Source organism: Filimonas lacunae, assembly GCF_002355595.1.
In the GTDB taxonomy this organism is placed as follows: Bacteria; Bacteroidota; Bacteroidia; order Chitinophagales; family Chitinophagaceae; genus Filimonas; species Filimonas lacunae.
Genome location: NZ_AP017422.1, coordinates 5934145 through 5955666, shown reverse-complemented (window position 1 = coordinate 5955666; position 21522 = coordinate 5934145). Strand labels below are relative to the sequence as shown.

Below are 21522 nucleotides of genomic sequence, written 5' to 3'. Positions count from 1 at the left end.
GTGGAGTTATGTTAACAGGTACTAACAACGGAAAGGTGATACTGGCGGCGGCTGGTCCCGGCGATCCTGAGCTGATTACAGCAAAGGCGATACGTTACCTGCAGCAGGCTGAGGTGGTGTTAACAGACAGGCTGGTAAGTGACGATATTATCCGCTGGTATGTAAATCCCGCAGCTGAACTGGTATACGTAGGCAAACAATGCCGCAGAGGTGCTTCTACACCACAGCAGTCTATAAACGAGCTGCTGGTACATCACGCCCAACGGGGCAAACTGGTGGTTCGGTTAAAAGGAGGGGATGTGTCTATCTTTTCTAATGTACTGGACGAACTGATGGTGCTAAAAGCCAACAATATTGCTTACGAAATAGTACCTGGCGTAACAGCCGCTTTAGGGGCTGCCGCTTATGCAGGCATTCCTTTAACCGCACGGGGGTATACTACCTCGGTGCGGTTTTTAACCAGCTACCAATCTGATGTGGTAAGTGAAGCTTACTGGAAAGAGCTGGCCCATACCAGCGATACGCTGGTGTTTTATATGAGTGCCGAAACCATTGAGGGGGTAGTGGCAAACCTGCTGAAATATGGTATTGCCAATAATGTGCATATAGCGGTAGTGGAACAGGCAACAACGCCACTGCAAAATGTATACACCTGCAATATTCACGAGTATGCAACGAAGTTGAAGGGGCAGGCACTGGTATCGCCTTCGCTGGTGATTATTGGTACTGTGGTGGCATTGCACGAACAGTTTGGCTGGGTTGCCAACAGCAACAGCAAAGAATATTACTTTAAGCCGGTTGCTTCTCTACAACATTCTAATAACGCTTATAATTCAGCAGCGCATGTTAGCAGAGCCTAATTTAAAATTATTTCGCGACCTGGTAAGCAATGCTTCCCGCGATGAACTGATATGGATGAACGGCTTCCTGGCTGGTTTAATGCAAAGTGCATCACCCGCTAAGGAAGAGCCGACAGCAGTGGCTGCTGTGCAGGTAAAGAAAATTACTATTACGTATGGCACCGAAACCGGTAACGCTAAAAAAGTGGCTACCCAGTTTGCGGCAGTGGCCAAGAAAAAAGGCATTACGGTAAAACTATCTGGCCTTGATCAATACCGTTTAACGGATCTATCCAAAGAGGAATACCTGTTTACAGTGGTAAGCACGCAAGGCGATGGTGAACCGCCTGCCACTGCTAAAAAGTTTTATGACTACATACACCAGCAGGATGTGCAGTTGGGTAACCTGAAATTTGGCGTGCTGGGACTGGGCGATACCTCTTATCCTCTATTTTGCAAAACGGCAGAAGATGTGGATGGCAGGCTGGAAAAGCTGGGAGGTAAAAGAGTGCTGGCCCTGCAAAAATGTGATACAGACTATGAGCAGGATGCGCAGCTGTGGTTTGAGAAAGTGCTGCAAACACTGGCCAGCGCTGGTGGTAGCAGCGCAGCATCTTCCGCAGCGCCTAAAAAGTCTTCTCATAAAAAAATATATACAGGTAGCATTGCTACCAATATTAATTTAAACGACCGTGACTCGAAAAAGGAAACCTATCATGTGGAAATAGCCACGGATGAAGAAGTGGATTACCAGCCGGGCGATGCTATTGGTATTGTGCCGCATAATAAAAAGCAGTGGGTAGAAGCGATACTTACCGTAACAGGTATGAGACCTGACTATGAGGTTACTTATAAAGACATTACCACTACCGCCGAAGAACTGTTGTGGAAGCGGTTGAACATTGTACACCTGTCGGAAAGGGTAGTTGCTAAGTATGCACAGGTAACCGGCCAGGAAATACCTGCCACAAGAATTGACCTGGTAGACCTGTTGAAGATATACCCGGTAAAAGATGTGGCGCAGTTTGAAGAGGTGATAGGTATACTGGAATCTATTGTACCGCGCTTGTATTCTATATCTTCTTCACCGGCAGCACATAGCGGCGAGGTTCATGTAACCGTAGCGCGCGATTGCTTCCCGGTAAATGATGAAAAGAAATATGGTTTATGTTCTGATTTTTTATCACAGCTGGAAGTTGGTAATACATTGGATTTTTACATTCATAAGAATAACCAGTTTCGCCTGCCGGCCGAAGATAAGGATGTGATAATGGTAGGCCCAGGCACCGGCATTGCACCTTTTCGTTCTTTCATAGCCGAAAGGGATGCAGCAGGCGCCAGCGGTCGCAATTGGCTATTTTTTGGCGAGCAGCATTTTGTAAGTGATTTTTTATATCAGACCGAAATTCAGAATTATGTGCAAACGGGTGTGCTGCATAAAGTAAGCCTTGCTTTCTCGCGCGATCAGCAACAGAAAATATATGTACAGCATCGCATGCAACAGCAGGCTGCTGAATTATGGCAGTGGCTGTCAGAAGGTGCTTATGTATATGTGTGTGGCGCAAAAGCCCCGATGAGTATTGATGTTGAACAGGCTTTGCTGGATGTTATAGTGCAGCAGGGTAATAAAACCGCAGAAGAAGCGGCTGTGTACCTGGAACAATTATCAGAAGAGGGCAGGTATTTAAAAGATGTGTATTAGGCATCCACTATCAACAACAAATTATGAAAGAGCAACAACTGAATTTATCTCCTATAGAAAAAATAAAACAAGCCAGTGACGGCTTACGGGGCACTTTGAAAGAAAGCCTGCAGGAGCAACTAACCGGCGCTTTATATGAAGATGACCAGGCCCTGGTAAAGTTTCATGGTATGTACCAGCAGGACGACCGTGACCGCAGGGAGGAAAGGAGCGCTAAAAAACTGGAATGGTTATATTCTTATATGATTCGCCTGCGCCTGCCCGGTGGTTTTATTACCGGCGAGCAATGGGAAGCATTACATCATATAGCCGGTGAACATGCTACCGGCGTAATTAAAATAACCACCCGGCAAACCATTCAGCTGCATGGTATTTTAAAGTCGCATGTAAAACCTACTATACAGGATTTTCATACTGCCGGGCTGGATTCTATTTCTGCCTGCGGTGATGTGAACAGGAATGTGATTTGCGCGGCCCATCCCAAGCAGTCGGCTATTCATGAACAGGTATTTGCCTATGCCGATAAACTAAGCCAGCTGGGTTTGCCTAAAACACGGGCCTATTACGAAATATGGCTGGATGAACAACCACTGACGAATAAGAAAGAAGAAGAGGATGATTTGTACCAGGACAGGTACTTGCCACGTAAGTTTAAAATGGCCATTGTTATACCACCTAATAATGATGTGGACGTATTTGCCAACGACCTGGGGTTAATAGCAGTTATTGAGAACAATGAACTGAAAGGCTTTAATATAGCAGCAGGTGGCGGCCTGGGCACTACACATGGTAACCCTAATACCTACCCGCGACTGGCTACCGTATTGGGTTTTGTAGATACAGAAGAGAAGGTGCTGAAAGCGGCGTATGAAATTATTACCATACAGCGCGATTATGGCAACAGGAGCGACCGTAAAATGTCGCGCTTGAAATATACCATTGATAAGATGGGAGTTGAGGAATTTAAAGCCGAACTGGAAAAGCGTTGTGGTTTTACGCTGGCGCCTGCGCGGCCTTATGCTTTTACCGAACGTGTAGATTATTTTGGTTGGCAGCAGAATCATGAAGGTAAATGGTATTACACGGTGTTTGCCGAAAATGGCCGTGTGATGGATACAGAATCATTACCTTTAAAGACTGCGTTGCTGGAGGTGGCTAAAACCCGTAAAGCCAATTTCAGGTTTACTGCTAACCAGAAACTGATACTGGCAGATATAAGTGCAGAAGATAAAGAGTTGGTGCATGGTATACTGGAGCAATATGGCATTATTGTACATACCGATAATGCCAGCAGCATGCGAAAAAATGCGGTGGCCTGTGTGGCCTTTAACACCTGCCCGCTGGCGCTGGCAGAAGCGCAACGTTACCTGCCCACCCTGATTGGTAAAATAGAACCTTTACTACAAAAGCATAAACTGGGCGATGATGCTATCAGTGTGCGCATGACCGGTTGCCCCAATGGATGTGGCAGACCTTATGTAGCAGAGATTGGTTTTATAGGAACAGGTTACGGACATTATAACATGCACATAGGGGGCGACAGGGAAGGTACACGCCTGAATTTGAAGTATAAGGAAAACATAAACGAAGAAACCATATTGGAAGAGCTGGATGGTTTGCTGGGTAAGTATAGTAAGAAACGTAAGAAGAACGAAACGTTTGGCGATTTTGTTATACGCGAAAAAATTATTGGATAAATGGAACAAGATGTAGTAACTGAAGCACTGGCCGGCACAGTACCTGCGGCCCAACAGAACAGGCTGTTCCCGGTTTTTCTGAAACTGGAACAAATGCATGTGTTACTGGTGGGTGCGGGTAAAGTAGGGCTGGAAAAGCTGAATGCGCTGGTGGGCAATGCCCCGGCTGCCCGTATTACTATTGTGGCGAAGCAGGTAAGCGAAGAAGTGCATAACCTGGCTGCAGCGCATGCTTTGGTTACCATTTTGGAGCGACCTTTTGAACCTGCTGATCTCGACGATAAGGATATTGTGCTGGTAGCGGTAGACGATAAAGAAACCAGTGAATATATACGTGTGCTGGCCAATGGCCGCAAGCTGCTGGTGAATGTGGCTGATACGCCTGGTTTATGTGATTTTTACCTGGGATCGGTAGTGCAGAAAGGCGATTTAAAAATTGCTATCTCTACCAATGGTAAATCGCCTACCGCTGCCAAGCGTTTGCGTGAGGTGTTCCAGGAATCAATACCTGCAGGCGTTGAAGAAATGATCAGCAATCTGCATCATATCCGTAATGGATTGAATGGCGATTTCGCCAGCAAAGTAGAGCAGTTGAATGCGATTACCAGGCCACTGGTAGAAAGCACCGTAACCAGGCGGGAACGTAAATGGCGTAAGATTGCTACCTACTCTGTAGCTGCTTTTGGGTTAATGTTGATAGGGCATTTTATTTTATCCTATCTGCCATTGCAACAATTAGCCGATTCTACTATTGCCTGGTATGGTACATTAGACAGTAATTTTCATTGGATTTTATTAGCAGGCTTTCTGGCACAGATTGTAGATGGCGCACTGGGTATGGGTTACGGAGTAACCAGCGCTACCATCCTGTTATCGGCCGGCATCAACCTTAGTGCTATCAGCAGCAGTATTCACACGGCCGAAATGTTTGCCAGTGGGGCTTCGGGCTATAGTCATTATAAGTTTGGTAACGTAAATAAAAAGCTGTTCCGGGTATTGGTAATTCCGGGTGTGATAGGGGCGGTAGCAGGAGCATGGCTGCTAAGTAAATATGGCGATAGCTATGCTAATTACCTGAAACCTGTTATGGCGGCTTATACCTTGTTGCTGGGTGTGCGTATTTTATTTAACGCGTTCAGAAAACAAATGCGTAAGAAAAAGTTTAAGAATTATCGTGTACTGGCAGTAGTGGGCGGTTTCCTGGATTCTTTTGGCGGCGGTGGCTGGGGGCCTATTGTTACCAGCACCCTTATTGCCCGGGGCCGTAATCCTAAATATGTAATTGGTTCTATCAGTCTTACGGAGTTTTTTGTTACCCTGGCAAGCGCCCTTACTTTCTTCTCACTCATTGGCGTAAGTCATTGGCAGGCTATCATTGCTTTAATATTAGGTGGATTGATTGCTGCGCCTATTGCGGCTAAGATTGCAGGAAAATTACCCAGAAAAGCATCATTTATTTTGTTAGGAGTGCTTGTTATTGTTTGGAGCCTTCGTATACTTGTAAAAATATTTTAAACATATTATAACACCCGGTGCAATTCCGGGTATTTTTATAAACAAAAAGTCTATCTTATTGATGGACTAAAAAATATAAATCAAAACAACGCCAAACGACTATTATGAAACTATTGCCTACTTTACAAAAAAACATCTCAACCACCCTGTCAATACTATTGTTGCAGATAGTGTTTACTGTTACTGCAACGGCACAGGGTAATGCTTTGATTGAAATATCGGGTAAGGTTACCAACGAACAAAAGGAAGCTTTATCGGATGTAAGCATACATATTAAGGGTACTGTAGCTGGTACAGTAAGCAACAGCACAGGAGACTTCAGGTTGCGTACCAAATTGAAATTGCCACTGGTGCTGGTATTTTCTTCTGTAGGTTTTAAACCACAGGAGTTTGTGGTGAATGAGCTGGGGTCATCGTTACAGGTGGCACTGGTTACACAAACTTATATCGGTAACGATGTGGTAGTAACCGCTTCCCGTGTTCCAGAAAGTATTTTAAAATCGCCTGTAGCTATTGAAAAGCTGGATATACGGGCTATACGCGAAAGTCCGGCTCCCAGTTTTTACGATGCATTAGAAACCGTAAAGGGGGTGCAAATGACCACTTCCAGCTTAACCTTTAAAGTACCTAATACACGCGGTTTTAACATTCCTAACAACTTCCGCTTTATGCAGCTGGTAGATGGGGTGGATATGCAGGCTGCTACGCTGGGTGTACCATTGGGTAATGCCATTGGGCCCACCGAACTGGATATAGAAAGCGTGGAAATTACGCCTGGTGCAGCTTCGGCGTTATATGGTATGAATGCCATTAACGGTATGGCTAACCTGCTTACCAAAAGTCCTTTCACCAGCCAGGGGCTAAGTGTGTATCAGAAAACAGGCATCAACCACGTGGGCGGTACAGGACGCGATTTAAGTAATCTTACAGAAACAGCTATCCGTTATGCCCAGGCATTTAATAATAAATTTGCTTTTAAATTAAATGCCAGCTATCTGCGTGGTACAGACTGGTTGTCTGATACCCGTAAAGATCAGAATCCGAATAACCTGAAATCGGCTAACCCTGCTTATCCCGAACTAAATGGTGATAATAACCAGGTGTATGATGGATGGAACAAATATGGTGATGATGCGCTGGCGGGTAGTAACACGGTTTCTGTAGGAAACTTAACTATTAATGGTCAGGCCAATCAAACATTAACGGTAGCACGTACAGGTTATTGGGAAAAAGACCTGGTAAGCCCAACCGTGGATAACCTGAAACTGGACGCTGCTTTGCATTTCAGACCAACTGAGCATTTAGAAGTTTCTTATGCCTACCGTTTTGGTAAAATGGATGGAGTGTTTCAACGCGGTAATAAAGTGCAGCTGGACAACGTGCGTGTGCAAAATCATAAGATAGAAATTAAGGGAGAAGACTTTTTAATTCGCAGTTACCTGTCACTGGAAAACACAGGTGATTCGTATAACGTAAAACCTTTGGCTGACAATATGGATTTGTTTAGCGGAGGAAGTGGTACTACCTGGGGCAATACCTATAAAACAGCATTGAATGCATATGGAAATGCCAATGGTGGTTTAACATCTGCCAACCTTGCTGCGGCAACCCGATACGCCCGTGCACAGGCAGATGCGCCGCGTGCGGAGCCTGGTACAGCCCGTTTTGATTCTATTAAAAATGTAATCCGGCATATTAATAACTGGGATATTAAATCCGGAGCCATACCTGATGCTCCTGTAACCGGTGGTGCTGCTTTAATTCAAAAGAGTCGCATGTTTCATATAGAAGGCCAGTGGAACCTGAGCAAATATGTGAAGGTTGTAGATCTGCTGGTGGGTGGTGATGCCAGGGTATATACTATCATCCCGGATGGTAACAACTTCGTGGATTTCAGCCGGCCTATCAGTGAGCGCAATAAACCTTTGGCCGATGGTACTTATGGCAATAATATACATTATAAGAAATATGGCGGCTTTGCGCAGGTTACGAAAACCTTGTTAGAAGAAAAGCTGAAATTGTTTGCTTCGTTACGGTATGATTATAACCCGGAGTTTAAACCTAAGTTCACACCCAGGGTGGCGGCAGTGTACACATTGAACAAAAGCCATAACTTTAGGGTAACCTTCCAGCAAGGATATCGTTTTCCTGCTTTGTTTGAAGCCTTGTCTTATGTAAATAACGGAAGGGTAAAACGTGTGGGTAGCCTTTCTTATATTAATGAAGGATTGGGGTATTTGAATAATAGCTATACACAGTCTTCGGTGGTAAACTTCAATGCGGCTGTAAAAGCAGCGGGAAATACGGATGCGGCTGCGTTGGCTAACCGCAACCTGCTGGTGGCTGCTAATTTGCCCGATGCACGTCCTGAACGCATTCAATCGTTTGAATTTGGTTATAAAAGCGTACTGCTGAACAATAAGCTGATTATTGATATTGACGCATATACCAATAAATATGATGGCTTTTTAGGGCAAGTACAGGTATATGTGCCTAAAGGAGAAACAATAGGTTCAGATGCGGCAGTAATTGCTATGGTTGACAGAAACCGTGATTCTACCGGCGCTTCCGGTGTAAATGCCGGCAGTAAAGGGCAGGAGCGTTATCGCGTATATACAAATGCTAAAAATACCTACACCAACTACGGATTTGCTGTGGGCGTAACCTATAATTTTTATAAGCGTTTTGTAATTGGCGGTAACACCAGCTTTAATACCATGAAGTCTGGTGCCAGTGATGATATTTTCGTTACCGGCTTTAACACCCCTAAATGGGCTGCCAACATCAGCTTTGGTAACAGGGAAATAGTAAAGAATTTTGGATTTAATGTAGTGTACAAATGGCAGCAGGCATTTTTATGGGAAAGCCCGCTGGTTACAGGAAGCGTAGCCGCTATTCATTCAGTGGATGCACAGGTTACTTATCGTGTACCGCAATCTAAAACCACCATTAAAGTAGGTGGTTCCAATATATTTAACTCCAACTATATACAGTATGCTGGTGGTCCAACATTGGGTGGGTTATACTATGCTGCTATTACGATAGATGGATTGTTGACAAAGTAATTAAAGAGTCTCATTCTTTGTTTGTGTTGATAGCAAGGCGGCGCTTTTCCAGGCGCAGCCTTTTTTTGTTTCAGGATTTTTTACATTTTTTAGGGAAAAGAAGAAACGCGGCCAAAATAGGAAAGACCTCTGCGAAATAAAAATGGGGTGCTGCCAATGAAACTAAACAATATGGGAATTATTTTAATGCATTGCTGCTGAGTGCATTAAAAAGTTTAGAAATAGGCTGTTGATTGATTTTTCTCTAACTTGTACTTACAAATTACCCTTTGTAAACAAAAACTGCACATGAAAGGAAGAGAGAGTACAGATAGTGTATCCGCCATATGGAGTGCCATAACTATGGGTGGAGATGCTGTGGCTTTTGAGAAGCTCTTTCATATGTTGTACTCTCGCTTAATTAATTTTTGTAATTTATATGTGCGTCAGCGGGAAGTGTCTGAAGAAATTGTTTCGGATGTTTTTGTAAAATGCTGGATGACCCGGGAGCAACTGCAACATGTAAATAATCCGGAGGTATATCTGTTTGTAGCAGTAAAAAACGGCTCACTGAATTATCTCAAATCTTTCTCTAATTATCGTGTTACTTCTATAGATGACGAAACGCAGCTGATAAACAGTGCCAGCTTTCCGGAAAAGGAACTGGAAAAGAAAGAGCTGTTTGTAAAAATGAACAAAGCTATTGCGGAGCTGCCCCAACAATGCCAGGTTATATTCCGGCTTGTTAGGGAAGATGGCATGAGCTATAAAGAAGCGGCTGAAATTTTATCTATTTCCCCCCGTACAGTGCAAACCCAATTGTTCCGTGCCATGAAAAAGCTAAACCTGGTATTACAGGGATATGCTGATTATCCACACAGTATTTTCCGGGACGATGCGATTGCCGGAATCGTGATTTTCCTCCTCGTAAATTTTTTTTAGAATCTTGTAGGCAATTTGTTAAGCAATTGTTGTCCTTATGTTAAGTGCGAGACTTGAATATGGATAATCAAAACTTTATATTGCTTATAACCAAAGAGTTAAGTGGTGAAATTTCTGCTGAAGAGCGAGAGCAGCTACAGCAACTCTTGCAATCACAGCCCGTTTTACGTACCCAATATGCCGATTTAAGAGCTTTTTGGGAGGAAGAGGCTTCTCTTTCTTACCAAGGTATAGATGCTGCCTTTAAAAAGGTGACCCAGAGAATAGCTGTTCTGGAACAGGAGCAGGAAGAGGAACCTGCTCCTGTTATTTCTATGCAAGGAAAGCGATGGTATTGGAAAGGAGCAGCTGCGGCAGCTATATTATTAATAGCGGGTGCTATACTTTTTCTGGCCAACCGGAAAGGGGGAGAAGATATACTGGCTTCGGGTAACTGGCAGGAGAAATACACGCCTAAAAAAGTGAAGTCTACCATAGTATTAACTGACGGCACCCGTGTGATATTAAACTCTGACAGTAAGTTGAAGTTTCCGGAAAGCTTTACAGGAAGCAAAAGAGAAGTGTTTCTTACCGGTGAAGCTTACTTCGATGTGGCTAAAAATGCAAACCATCCTTTTATTATCCATACACCTAAAATGGATATACGGGTATTAGGCACTGCATTTAATGTTCGCACTTATGCAAATGAAGCAACCAGCGAAACTACTTTAATACAAGGCGCCATTGAAATTAACGTGGCCGACAGGCCTTCAGATAAAATTTACCTGAAGCCTAATGATAAGTTTGTACTTACGAATAATGCACATGAAACAGGAAAGGAAGTGGCAGCTACTGTAAAGCAGGCTGCTGCTCCTTCTTCTTACTCTTTGGCTACATTAACACATTACAGCACTAACGATAGCAGCGATATAGTAGAAACCTCATGGATTAATAACAAACTGGTGTTTAGAAATGAGGACTTTGGCAGTTTGGCTAAGAAACTGGAAAGATGGTACGGCGTGAATGTGTATTTCCAGAATGAACAGCAGGAAAGTTTGCGTTTTACAGGTGTTTTTGAAAAAGAATCGCTGGAGCAGGCGCTATCAGCACTACAACTAACGGAGAAATTTCAGTTCAGAATAAAAGGGGAAACCCTCTGCATTCTTTAACCAAAACTTAAATGCACATGCCACTACAAAAAAAGAGAACATAATACCAATGAAAAGAGGGAATTGTTTGCAGCAACTCCCTCTGACAGACGACTGGAATTTACCATGCAGCCACGTTTGACGGCGGGGACTGCCTTTTATCATCTTACAATAGTAAATGTATGAAAAATTTTTGCCCCCCGGCGGGGGTACAGGCCAGATATTGGCTAATAAAGAAATTGGTAATTATGAAGCTCATTATTGCCTTAGTACTTTTCCTTAACTTTCAAAGCTTTGCCAGGGGATTTGGACAAACAAAGATTACGTTAAGTTTAAAGTCTATCGAATTAAAACAAGCTCTCCTTATTATAGAAAAACAAAGCAGCTATCATTTTTTATTCAGCGACAGAAAACTGGAGTCGAATAAAAAGGTAGATGTTATTGCCCGGGATGAAGATGTGCTTACGGTGTTAAGCCGTTTATTAAACAGTACGGGATACACGTATTCTGTGCTGGAGAATAATTTGATAGTAATTACTCCTGAATCGGGATATGAGAATAAAGCCGAAGTAAAAGGCGTGGTGAAAGACGCAAAGGGCGCACCCCTTTCTGCGGTAAGCGTACAGGTGAAAGGCAGAAAAGGGGGAGTGGTAACCGACGCGGAAGGTAAGTTTCACATTAATGCTGCTGAAGGCGATTCGCTGTTGATAAACCTGGTGGGTTTTCAGCAAAAAACAATTGTAGTGGGCAGTGATGCCACTATTGAAGTGGTGTTGGATGTAGAGTCGAACGAATTGTCCAGTCTGGTAGTAACTTCTTTAGGTATTAAAAGAGAAGCCAGATCGTTAGGTTATGGCGTAAATACTATTTCATCCAAGCAACTTACTGAGGCGGGTAATACCAACCTGGGTTCTGCTTTATATGGTAAAGCCGCTGGTGTAAAAATTACTACTGCCCCCGGTGGAGCATCCAGTGCAGTGAATATTCAAATACGTGGCATCAACTCTATCAGCTACAACCAGCAGCCATTGTATGTGGTGGATGGGGTAGTGATCAGAAACGATGGTCAATATGGTTCTAAAGGTGCCAATAACAGTAATTTCGATGATGATCAGCGTATTCGGGGTAATGGTATATTAGATATTAACCCGGCAGACATTGAAAGCATGACCATCTTAAAAGGATCCAGTGCTGCTGCGGTATATGGTTCTGATGCGGCCAACGGTGTAATTGTAATTACTACCAAAAAAGGAACCAAGGGCAGAGGTTTAGGTGTTGACTTAAACTATAATGCCACTATGGAAAGAGCAGCTTTCCTGCCAGAGTTTCAAAACACATATGGCCCTGGTTATGACAGAGCTACTAACGTGGCTAATGGCTATACGGCTGATGGCTGGATGGCTGATGCGCAAAGCCCTACCGGGTACCATCCTTATTTCCGTGCTTATGCCCAGTTTGGTCCTAAAATGGAAGGCCAGCAGGTAAGATGGTGGGATGGTTCTATCCGTCCGTTTGTAGCCCAGGAGAATAACTATAAAGATATTTTTGACAAAGGCTATAGTTCCAGTGTGAACATGGCGGTATCTAATTATACAGATAAGGGAAGCTTCCGCTTTTCGGTGAACCGTTTAGATTATAAAGGTACCAACCCGGGTAGCAAGCAATCGCGTAACAACTTTAACCTGAATAGCTCTATTAAGTTAAGCGACAAGGTTACTGCTGATTTCGTAGTGAATTATGTGAACACTTATACACATAACAGGGCTTATTTAATTTATAACGTATTAAGCTCTTTTGGTGGTTTCTTTAGCCGTGCAGAAGATATGTCTGTGATGAAACAGAGATATCAAACTTCCGATGGTTATAAGTATAGCACCAATGGTACCGGGCGTCCGGAAGATTTTGTGTATCCTATGCGGGCTACCAACTTGCTGGACTTTTTCTGGAACCAACTGAAAAACAGCTACGACGAAACGGAAAACAGGATCATTGCCAGCGGTACTTTAAACTGGGATGTAGCAAAACATGTTAAGTTTAGAACACGTTTAGGTAGCGATTATACCGGTTATGGTTCAGAAGACAAGCGCCATACCGAGCAGGCTGAAATTTATAACGGTACTACCAGCACTGGTGCATATGCTATACAGAAAGGACAATACTCTTTATTTTATGGAGACGCCTTGCTGACTTACAATAACAAACTGGGTAAGGATTTTGACCTGACGGTAACCGGTGGTTTCCAGGGCAGATCAGAAAAATACCTGGATCAGAATTCAAGCACAGCCAGTGGCCTGGTTTCGCGTGATTGGTTTGCTATTTCCAACTCTTTTGCGCAGGCTACCACCACTTCTACCAGGAGAGAATTACTGAAATATGCTTACCTGGGAACGGTGAACCTGGGTTACAAAAACTTCCTGTACCTGGAAGCTACTGCAAGAGAAGAATATGCTTCTCCATTGCCGCCAGTTAATAACAAATATTTTTATCCATCTGTAAATGGAAGCTTTGTAGTGTCTGAGGCATTTCATTTGCCTGCCTTTATCAGCTACACCAAGGTGCGTTCTTCTTATGCTATTGTGGCTAATGGTCCGTTACCTTACGAATCTAATATTGCCTACACGCAAACTTCATTACAGTCTGTGAACGGATCGGTTCCTTCGCTTTCTTTAACGGGTACCTATGGTAATAGCAACCTGGTTCCTGAAAAGAAGTATGAAGCTGAGTTTGGCATAGAAGCACGTTTCCTGAACAATCGTATAGGAATGGATGTAAACTATTACACCAACCAGATTAAAAACCAGATCATCAACTTGTCTACCGCAGGATCTGTAGGTGCAGGTAGTCAGATTATCAATGTAGGGGAAATAGACAACAAAGGGTTGGAAGTAGGCTTGAATTTTACTCCTATAGTAACCAAAGCTTTTAAATGGGATATGCGGGTGAACTATTCTTTCTCTAAATCGAAAGTGAAGTCACTTACATCCGGCCTGAACCAGATAGTGTTTTATGATGGTGAACAAAGCGCCTTTAGAATTGTGGCAGGCGTAGGCGAAACATTGGGTAATATTTATGTAATGCCAAGGGCTACCAATGAGAAAGGCGAGTTACTGATTAATGATGATGGTTTATACGTAATAGACAAGAGTCGTTATGTAAAGGCTGGCAACATTATGCCTAAAGCAATTGGTGGTATCTCTAACACTTTTACCTATAAATCTTTCTCTTTAGATTTTACAGCGGATTATCGCATTGGCGGTCAACTGCTTTCTCCTCCTACCAAATATGCACTGGGTGCAGGTATGTACAAAAGCACGCTGGAGTATAGAGACGCTGCGCATGGTGGTTTAACGTACACAGATAACGGTACTATTTACAACGATGGTGTGTTGCTGAAAGGTGTAAACCAAACTACTGGCGCTACCAATACCAAAGTGATCAGTGCAGCAGATTATTACCTGAATACGTTTAACTGGGGTGCAGACGCCTGGAACGAAAAAGGCGCCGTGTATGATAATAGCTATATTAAAATGCGTGAAGTGGTGTTTGGATACAGATTGCCATCTGCTATTTCCAATAAGATGCATTTGAACGGTTTAAAAGTGTCTTTCATTGCACGTAACCTCTTCTACATCTGGAAAACGATGGATAATATAGATCCGGAGTCTGTAACAGGTAATAAGTGGTACTCACAAGGTGTTAACTTAGGTTCCTCAGCTCCTACACGTAGCATAGGTATCTCTTTAAATGCCAGTTTTTAATTAAAGCACCTGTCAATTTTAAAAGATGAAAAAGTTTACCATAATTACAAGCTTTTGCGTACTCCTTCTTTTGGTAGTGAGTGGGTGCAAAAAGTCTTTGGATGATAAATATGAGAATCCGGAAAAAGCCTTTGATGGCAGCTTGTCTGGTTTTTTAACGGCTATTTTAAATAATGATCGTGTACGTCCCAGCTACTGGAATGTGCGTACCTTCTTATTAATGCAACCTGCTGTATATAGTCAAACGGCTTATTACCCGTTTAGCAGTACCATGTATCAGCAAAATGATAGTTATTCAGATCAGTACTGGAATAACTTTTATTACGCCAATTCCAATGGCAGCGGTCCTTTGTCAATGTACAGGGCTATGCAGGTGTTGTATAATTCTATGGACTCTGCCACTAAAGTAACCAACCGCATTTATATGGAAGCGGCCCGGGTTGTTTTATACGATCAGGCTTCGCAGGTGGTGGATATGTGGGGTGATATGCCTTTTACAGAAGCAGGCAGCCTGGAAACAAGCAGTACTATTGTAAATGCGAAGTTTGATAGCCAGGTAGATTTGTATAAGACTTTCCTGGATAGCTTGGCAGTAGCGGCCAGTTATTTTAAAACAGCTGCTTCTTTATCTGCTTTTACCAGGGCAGATATATTGTCCAGTGGTAGTATTGACAAATGGCAACGTTACGCAAACTCTATCAGATTGCGATTGTTAATGCGCATGTCTAACTATGATGAAACTACAGCACAGACGGCTATTATGGAAATGCTGAACAATAGTGCAGCGTATCCACTGGTGGATGGCAATAATGTGGCCAATTATTCACCGGGAACTTCCGATATATTGCTGAAGCCTTTAACCAATAACATAAATAGTTTAAAAGATGGCTTAACGGAACTGCCAAGCCATTATGCGCCGGATTATATGTTGAATACAGTGATGCTGCCAGCCAATGATCCACGTATTCCTGCTATGTTTGATAAGTATGGTGTTACTATTAAGGATACTTTTTATCCTAACGCCACTTATCAGGCAATGCCCATTTCGTTTAACTCTTCCCAGCAGGAAGCCAACTATGGCAAATATGCCATATGGGATTCTGCTACTTTTTTAGTGAATGCTTATTTGCCGGGTATTGTTATTACTGCTCCGGAAGTAAACTTTATAAAGGCAGAAGCTTATGAACGCTGGGGTAGCACCGCCAGCGCAAAAGCGGCTTACGATTTAGCGGTGAAGCAATCAGTATCTTTCTATTATTATCTGAATGCCACCAATACCAGTATTGCCGCGGTAACAAAACCTTCGGACGCTGTTATTGCCGATTTTGTAGACAATGGAGTGGCTTATACAGGTAGCAGCGCCAACAAACTCTCGGAAATATGGACGCAGAAGTGGTTGCATTTTGGCTTCCTGCAGTCTATCCAGGCATGGGCAGAGTATAGAAGAACGGGATATCCGCAGCTTACTTTCCCTACAGCCACCCTGGCGGGCTATACTACACCACCTACCCGATTGGTATATACTTCAACAGAAAAGGCTTACAATGCTGAGAACTATGAGGTTGTACAGCCAAAAGATCTGAGAACCAATAAGGTTTTCTGGGATGTAAATTAACAGCAAGGCATATAAGAAAAGGCTGTGACTGAAAACAGCACAGTCTTTTCTATATTTTTTTTCCTAAATTGAAATACTGATACCAATATTTTATGCGAAGCTATCAACGGCTCTTGTATGTGCTTGCTATGCTGTTAACGCAGGCAAAAGCACAGAAAGTATATTATTTTGATAAGGGGCTTGCCGCTGCTATTCCCGCCCGTTATGGTCGTGAGGCTATTTATACAGATGAACTTGCTTACTATTTGTATGTAAAGGCTTTACCAACGCCGGTGGCTGGTGGTGCTGTAGGGGGAAGCAAGGATATAGTGTGGGAGCCGGTACAGGCCGATAGCCTTCATATACTCAAAAGGGCAAGGGAGAAACGGGAAAGAGCAGGAGGGCCTCCCGGGCCGGGCGTAAAATCCGGAACGCATGCCGGTGGAATTGGTATTAGCGGTGCTTATATATATGTAACTTATTCTTCCGAAAAAGAACAAACAGCTTTGTTACAGGTAAAAGGGAACAGCGCTGTATATGTTAACGGGGTAATTCATGCCGGCGATATATACAATGCAGGGTACTTATATATACCTGTGCAATTAAACAAAGGTCTGAATGAGTTTTACATTCGTGGCGGGGCGGTGTCTGCTGCGTTACTATGGAATAGTAGCCCCATAACCGTAAATACCGAAGACGCTACGCTGCCTTCCGTTCGGCTGTCGCAAAATAACCAGCAGTTGCAGGGTGCCATAGTCGTGATCAATGCTTCTGCCCGTACAACAAAGGGACTTCAACTCCATACTATTATAAACAACCGTTCCTATACCAGCACTTTGCCGGATGTACCAGCAATGAGTACCCGCAAAGTGCCTTTTACTTTTGATGCCAGTGGAATACAAAGCAAGGGAAAGCACAATGGAAATGTGGTGCTAACGTTGCAAGGAAAAGAGCTGGATAAAAAGCCATTCATTATTGAAGCAGTAAATGCAACAGACCCTTATGCCGCTACTTTTACCAGTGCTATAGATGGCAGTTTACAGTATTATGCAGTAACACCGGGTACCGGAGGGGATGCGCCGGGGCAGGCTTTGTTTTTTTCGGTACATGGTGCAGGTGTAGAAGCTATTGGGCAAGCGCGTGCTTATAAGCCGAAAGACTGGGGCAACCTGGTGGCGCCTACCAACCGCAGACCCAGAGGGTTTAACTGGGAAGATTGGGGCCGGCTGGATGCACTGGAAGTATTGGCTATTGCGAAAAAGCAATTTATGCCAGACGAACAGCATGTATATCTTACCGGGCATTCTATGGGTGGACATGGTACCTGGTTTTTAGGAGCTACCTATCCGGATAAGTGGGCTGGTATTGCACCTTGTTCGGGTTATCCAACTTTAAAAGGATACGGATCGGCAGATGGATTGATCCCGGATAGCGGTGCCACCGCAATGGAAGCAATGCTGCTGCGCACCAGCAACCAGAGCGATGTAATAAAGCTGGCGAATAATTATAAACCATTAGGTACTTATATACTGCATGGTGATGCCGATAAGGTGGTACCTGTTACTTATGCCCGGCAAATGCGTAAGCTGTTTGGAGGATTTCATACCGATATGAGCTATTTCGAATATCCGGGTGGAGAACATTGGTATGGCGATCAAAGTGTGGACTGGAAGCCTTTGTTTGAGTTTTTTAAATGGCATGCCCGTGTAGCAGACAGTGCTATGCATGTGATAGATTTTACTACTGCCAACCCTGGTGTATCTGCTGCGTACAGATGGGCAGTGATACAACAACAGGAACATCCGCTGGCTTATAGCCGTATTCAGTTGAAGCGGGATGTAGCGGCTGGTGCGATAACCGGTAGTACAGAAAATGTACAAATGCTGGCGTTGCAATTGCAGCCATGGGGCAAAGGCCGCACGATTACCATACAGCTGGATGCTACTGCTGCTATTACCTATACAACGGCGAGTGAAAATGATAGCGTGTATATTACAAAAGACGCGGCCCAATGGAAAGTGACCGGTAAGCCGGATAGCTGGCAAAAGGGCCCTGTGCGTAATGGCACATTTAAAGAGCCCTTTAACTACAGGATGGTGTTTGTATACAGCACAGCCGGTGCAAAAGAAGAGAATGCGTGGAGCCTGAATAAGGCAAAATATGATGCTGAAACCTGGTATTACCGGGGGAATGGAGCTATAGATATTATTGCTGATAAAGAATACTCATTAGATAAATACGCTGATAGGGGAGTTGTGTTGTTTGGCAATGCTGCTACCAATACTGCGTGGAAACTGTTGCTGAAAGATTGCCCGGTTCAGGTAACCCGCAATGAAGTGAAGGTGGGTAGCCGTGTGTTACAGGGCGATTCGCTGGCAGCCTATTTTACCTGGCCGTTGAAAAGCAGTAACCATATCACTGTAGGTGCTGTAAGTGGCACAGGCTTGAAAGGGTTTAGCGCGGCCAATGCCAACCAGTATTTTGCAGGTGCAAGCGGCTTTCCGGACTACATGGTGTTTGGAGTAGACATGCTTATAAAAGGCAGCAGCGGTGTTAAGCTTGCCGGATTTTATAACAATCAATGGCAGATAGCAGACAGCGAATCTGTAATAACGGAGGTGCAATAACAATGAACTGTAAAAAATATATTCCCCTTGGTTTGTTTTGGTTGTCTGTTTTACCTGGAATAAGCCAGACGGAAAAGGCTTTGTATAAAGACAGTACACAACCTGTAGAAGCGCGTGTGCAGGATTTACTAAAGCGGATGACACTGGAAGAAAAATTCTGGCAGATGTTTATGATTCCCGGAGGGCTGCAGGAAGGAAAAGACAAATATAAGAATGGCATATTTGGCTTCCAGGTAAACACAGAAGCACAGGCGGGGGGAGCTGCTGCACAGTTGATGATGTATGGCAGTAGTGGAAGTGCAGTGCAGATGGCGAAGGAAATAAATGATATGCAGCGTTTCTTTACCACAGAAACCAGGCTGGGTATTCCTATTATTCCTTTTGATGAAGCTTTGCATGGGTTGGTGAGGGCTCAGGCCACAGCTTACCCGCAGGCGATAGGGTTAGCCGCTACCTGGGATACGGCTTTAATGCACCAGGTGGCCAATGCTATTGCACTGGAAAGTAAAAGCAGGGGCATACGGCAGATATTAACGCCGGTAGTGAATATTGCCGCAGATGTAAGATGGGGCCGTACAGAAGAAACTTATGGCGAAGATCCTTTTCTTACCTCCGAAATGGGAGTGGCTTTTGTAAGTGCTTTTGAAAAGCTGGGAATAGTATCTACCCCTAAACACTTTATCGCCAATGTGGGCGATGGAGGAAGAGATAGTTATCCTATTCATTATAACGAAAGGTTGCTGAACGAAATATATTTCCCTCCTTTTCGTGCCTGTTTTGAAAGAGGGGGCAGCCGCTCGGTAATGACTGCTTATAACTCAGTAGATGGAAGTCCGGCCACTGCCAACAATCATTTATTGAACACGATACTAAAACATGACTGGAATTTTAAAGGCTTTGTAATATCTGATGCTTCGGCAGTGGGTGGTGCGAATGTGTTACATTATACCGCCACCGGATATGACGATGCTACTGCCAGTGCGGTGAATAACGGGCTGGATGTAATATTCCAAACCTCTTACCAGCACTATCCACTGTTTAAAGCTGCTTTTGATAAAGGATATATCCGGGCATCGGCTATTGATAGCGCGGTAGCCCGTGTGTTACGCGTAAAATTTGAACTGGGGCTTTTTGAAAACCCCTATATCCATGCAGAAGATGCCAACAGGTATGTGAATAATGCACAACATCGCAGCATTGCCCGCCAGGCCAGCAAAGAGTCGATTGTGTTACTGAAAAACGACAGGCAGGTATTGCCGTTTAGTAAAAAACTGACCTCGTTGGCGGTTATTGGAGAAGATGCTATGGCGGCAAGACTGGGTGGTTATAGTGGCCCCGGTGAACAAACTGTGAACATAGTAACGGGAATTAAGCGTAAAGTGCCGGGTATGGAGGTGACTTATGCACCGGGCCCCGGAAGATTTGATAACAACTATGTAGTGGTGCCGGCCGATTGTTTCTTTTACAAAGAGAACGGGCAAACTAAAAAAGGATTGCAGGCCTGCTACTATGATAACGTAACCGCTACGGGTACACCTAAAGTGAGCCGGGTAGATGAGACGGTTAATTTTCAGTGGACGCTTTTTGCTCCGGATCGCAGCCTGCACTACGATTTCTTTTCTGCAGAATGGAATGGTTTTATACAATCGCCGGTGAGCGGCACCGTGCAGCTGGGTATACAGGGCAACGATGGCTATCGATTATATATCAATGATGTGCTGTTGATTGATACCTGGGATAAATCTTCTTTTGATACTTTACTAAAGCCGGTGGTGCTGGTAAAAGACAAAGCCTATAAGATAAAACTGGTATATCACGAACCTAATGGCAGCGCCCGTTTAAAACTGGTATGGGATGCTGGTGTAAAACATAACAACCATCAGCTGATACAGCAGGCCGTAGCAGCTGTGCAAAAAGCCGGTGCGGCTGTGGTTGTAGTGGGTATAGAGGAAGGAGAATTCAGAGACAGGGCTAAGCTGTCGTTGCCAGGACAGCAGGAAGCGCTTATTCAGGCCATTGCTGCTACGGGAAAACCTTTTGCGGTGGTGATAGTGGGCGGCAGTGCCGTAACTATGAACAGCTGGATACATCAAACGCCGGCCATACTGGATGTTTGGTATCCGGGAGATGAAGGGGGCAATGCTATTGCAGATGTGTTGTTTGGTGATTATAACCCAGCCGGCCGTTTGCCTGTTACCTTTCCTGTGTTTGAAGGGCAGTTGCCGCTGGTATACAATCATAAACCAACCGGAAGAGGGGATGATTATGATAATTTAACCGGCCAGCCTTTGTTTCCTTTTGGGCATGGATTAAGTTATACCCGGTTTACATACAGTGACTTACGTTTTGATAAATCCGAAATAAAAGCTTCTGATTCTGTAAATGTGTTTTTTACTATAAAGAATACGGGGGATATGGCAGGAGATGAAGTAGTACAATTGTATATTCATGATGAAATTGCTTCCATAGTAAGGCCCGTGAAAGAATTGAAAGGGTTTCAGCGCATTTTATTACAACCCGGTGAACAAAAAGAAGTACATTTTACTATTACGCCTGAAATGCTAACAATGTACAATGCAGACATGCAGCAGGTGATAGAGCCAGGAGCTTTTCGGGTAATGATCGGCGGTTCTTCCAAAACTATTCAGTTAAGAGATTTAATACAGGTAAAATAACA

Annotated in this window: 11 protein-coding genes; all 11 read left to right on the top strand. The window is 43.8% G+C overall.

Going from position 1 to position 21522, the window contains the following annotated elements; genetic code table 11:
• Positions 1–8 precede the first annotated feature (8 nt).
• Positions 9–860, top strand: a complete 852-nt coding sequence (cobA, locus tag FLA_RS23405; RefSeq protein ID WP_076374907.1) for a uroporphyrinogen-III C-methyltransferase — start codon at positions 9–11, stop codon at positions 858–860.
• Positions 844–2541: a diflavin oxidoreductase gene (locus FLA_RS23400; protein WP_076374905.1), complete on the top strand. Its 1698-nt coding sequence runs from the start codon at positions 844–846 to the stop codon at positions 2539–2541. The genes cobA and FLA_RS23400 overlap by 17 nt, the downstream gene beginning before the upstream one ends.
• 23 nt (positions 2542–2564) lie before the next feature.
• Entirely contained in the window at positions 2565–4238 is a 1674-nt protein-coding gene (locus FLA_RS23395; RefSeq protein WP_076374903.1) for an NADPH-dependent assimilatory sulfite reductase hemoprotein subunit, read from the top strand.
• Positions 4239–5753: a TSUP family transporter gene (locus FLA_RS23390; protein WP_076374901.1), complete on the top strand. Its 1515-nt coding sequence runs from the start codon at positions 4239–4241 to the stop codon at positions 5751–5753.
• A gap of 104 nt (positions 5754–5857) precedes the next feature.
• Positions 5858–8818, top strand: a complete 2961-nt coding sequence (locus FLA_RS23385) for a TonB-dependent receptor (protein ID WP_076374899.1) — start codon at positions 5858–5860, stop codon at positions 8816–8818.
• 288 nt (positions 8819–9106) lie between these two features.
• Complete coding sequence (locus FLA_RS23380; RefSeq protein ID WP_076374897.1) at positions 9107–9739, top strand: RNA polymerase sigma-70 factor; 633 nt, start codon at positions 9107–9109, stop codon at positions 9737–9739.
• Positions 9740–9798: 59 nt separating this feature from the next.
• Positions 9799–10887 carry a FecR family protein gene (locus tag FLA_RS23375; protein ID WP_076374895.1) on the top strand — a complete coding sequence of 363 codons (1089 nt, stop codon included), beginning with the start codon at positions 9799–9801 and terminating at the stop codon, positions 10885–10887.
• A 227-nt stretch (positions 10888–11114) separates the two neighbouring features.
• Entirely contained in the window at positions 11115–14624 is a 3510-nt protein-coding gene (locus tag FLA_RS23370; protein WP_084206091.1) for a SusC/RagA family TonB-linked outer membrane protein, read from the top strand.
• Between the two features lie 97 nt (positions 14625–14721).
• The gene (locus FLA_RS23365; RefSeq protein WP_197705821.1) at positions 14722–16239 is read left to right on the top strand and encodes a SusD/RagB family nutrient-binding outer membrane lipoprotein; all 1518 of its coding nucleotides are present in this window, start codon (positions 14722–14724) and stop codon (positions 16237–16239) included.
• 92 nt (positions 16240–16331) lie between these two features.
• On the top strand, positions 16332–18845 hold the full coding sequence (locus FLA_RS23360) for an alpha/beta hydrolase-fold protein (RefSeq protein ID WP_076374891.1): 2514 nt from the start codon (positions 16332–16334) through the stop codon (positions 18843–18845).
• A 2-nt stretch (positions 18846–18847) separates the two neighbouring features.
• Positions 18848–21520 (top strand): glycoside hydrolase family 3 N-terminal domain-containing protein, encoded by a 2673-nt coding sequence (locus FLA_RS23355; protein ID WP_076374889.1) that lies wholly within the window; start codon positions 18848–18850, stop codon positions 21518–21520.
• Positions 21521–21522 lie beyond the last annotated feature (2 nt).

What these genes read in the sequence shown, in the direction of transcription:
- cobA (WP_076374907.1), top strand. Translation starts at nt 9, where the DNA reads ATGTTAACAGGTACTAACAACGGAAAGGTGATACTGGCGGCGGCTGGT.
- FLA_RS23400 (WP_076374905.1), top strand. Translation starts at nt 844, where the DNA reads ATGTTAGCAGAGCCTAATTTAAAATTATTTCGCGACCTGGTAAGCAAT.
- FLA_RS23395 (WP_076374903.1), top strand. Translation starts at nt 2,565, where the DNA reads ATGAAAGAGCAACAACTGAATTTATCTCCTATAGAAAAAATAAAACAA.
- FLA_RS23390 (WP_076374901.1), top strand. Translation starts at nt 4,239, where the DNA reads ATGGAACAAGATGTAGTAACTGAAGCACTGGCCGGCACAGTACCTGCG.
- FLA_RS23385 (WP_076374899.1), top strand. Translation starts at nt 5,858, where the DNA reads ATGAAACTATTGCCTACTTTACAAAAAAACATCTCAACCACCCTGTCA.
- FLA_RS23380 (WP_076374897.1), top strand. Translation starts at nt 9,107, where the DNA reads ATGAAAGGAAGAGAGAGTACAGATAGTGTATCCGCCATATGGAGTGCC.
- FLA_RS23375 (WP_076374895.1), top strand. Translation starts at nt 9,799, where the DNA reads ATGGATAATCAAAACTTTATATTGCTTATAACCAAAGAGTTAAGTGGT.
- FLA_RS23370 (WP_084206091.1), top strand. Translation starts at nt 11,115, where the DNA reads ATGAAGCTCATTATTGCCTTAGTACTTTTCCTTAACTTTCAAAGCTTT.
- FLA_RS23360 (WP_076374891.1), top strand. Translation starts at nt 16,332, where the DNA reads ATGCGAAGCTATCAACGGCTCTTGTATGTGCTTGCTATGCTGTTAACG.
- FLA_RS23355 (WP_076374889.1), top strand. Translation starts at nt 18,848, where the DNA reads ATGAACTGTAAAAAATATATTCCCCTTGGTTTGTTTTGGTTGTCTGTT.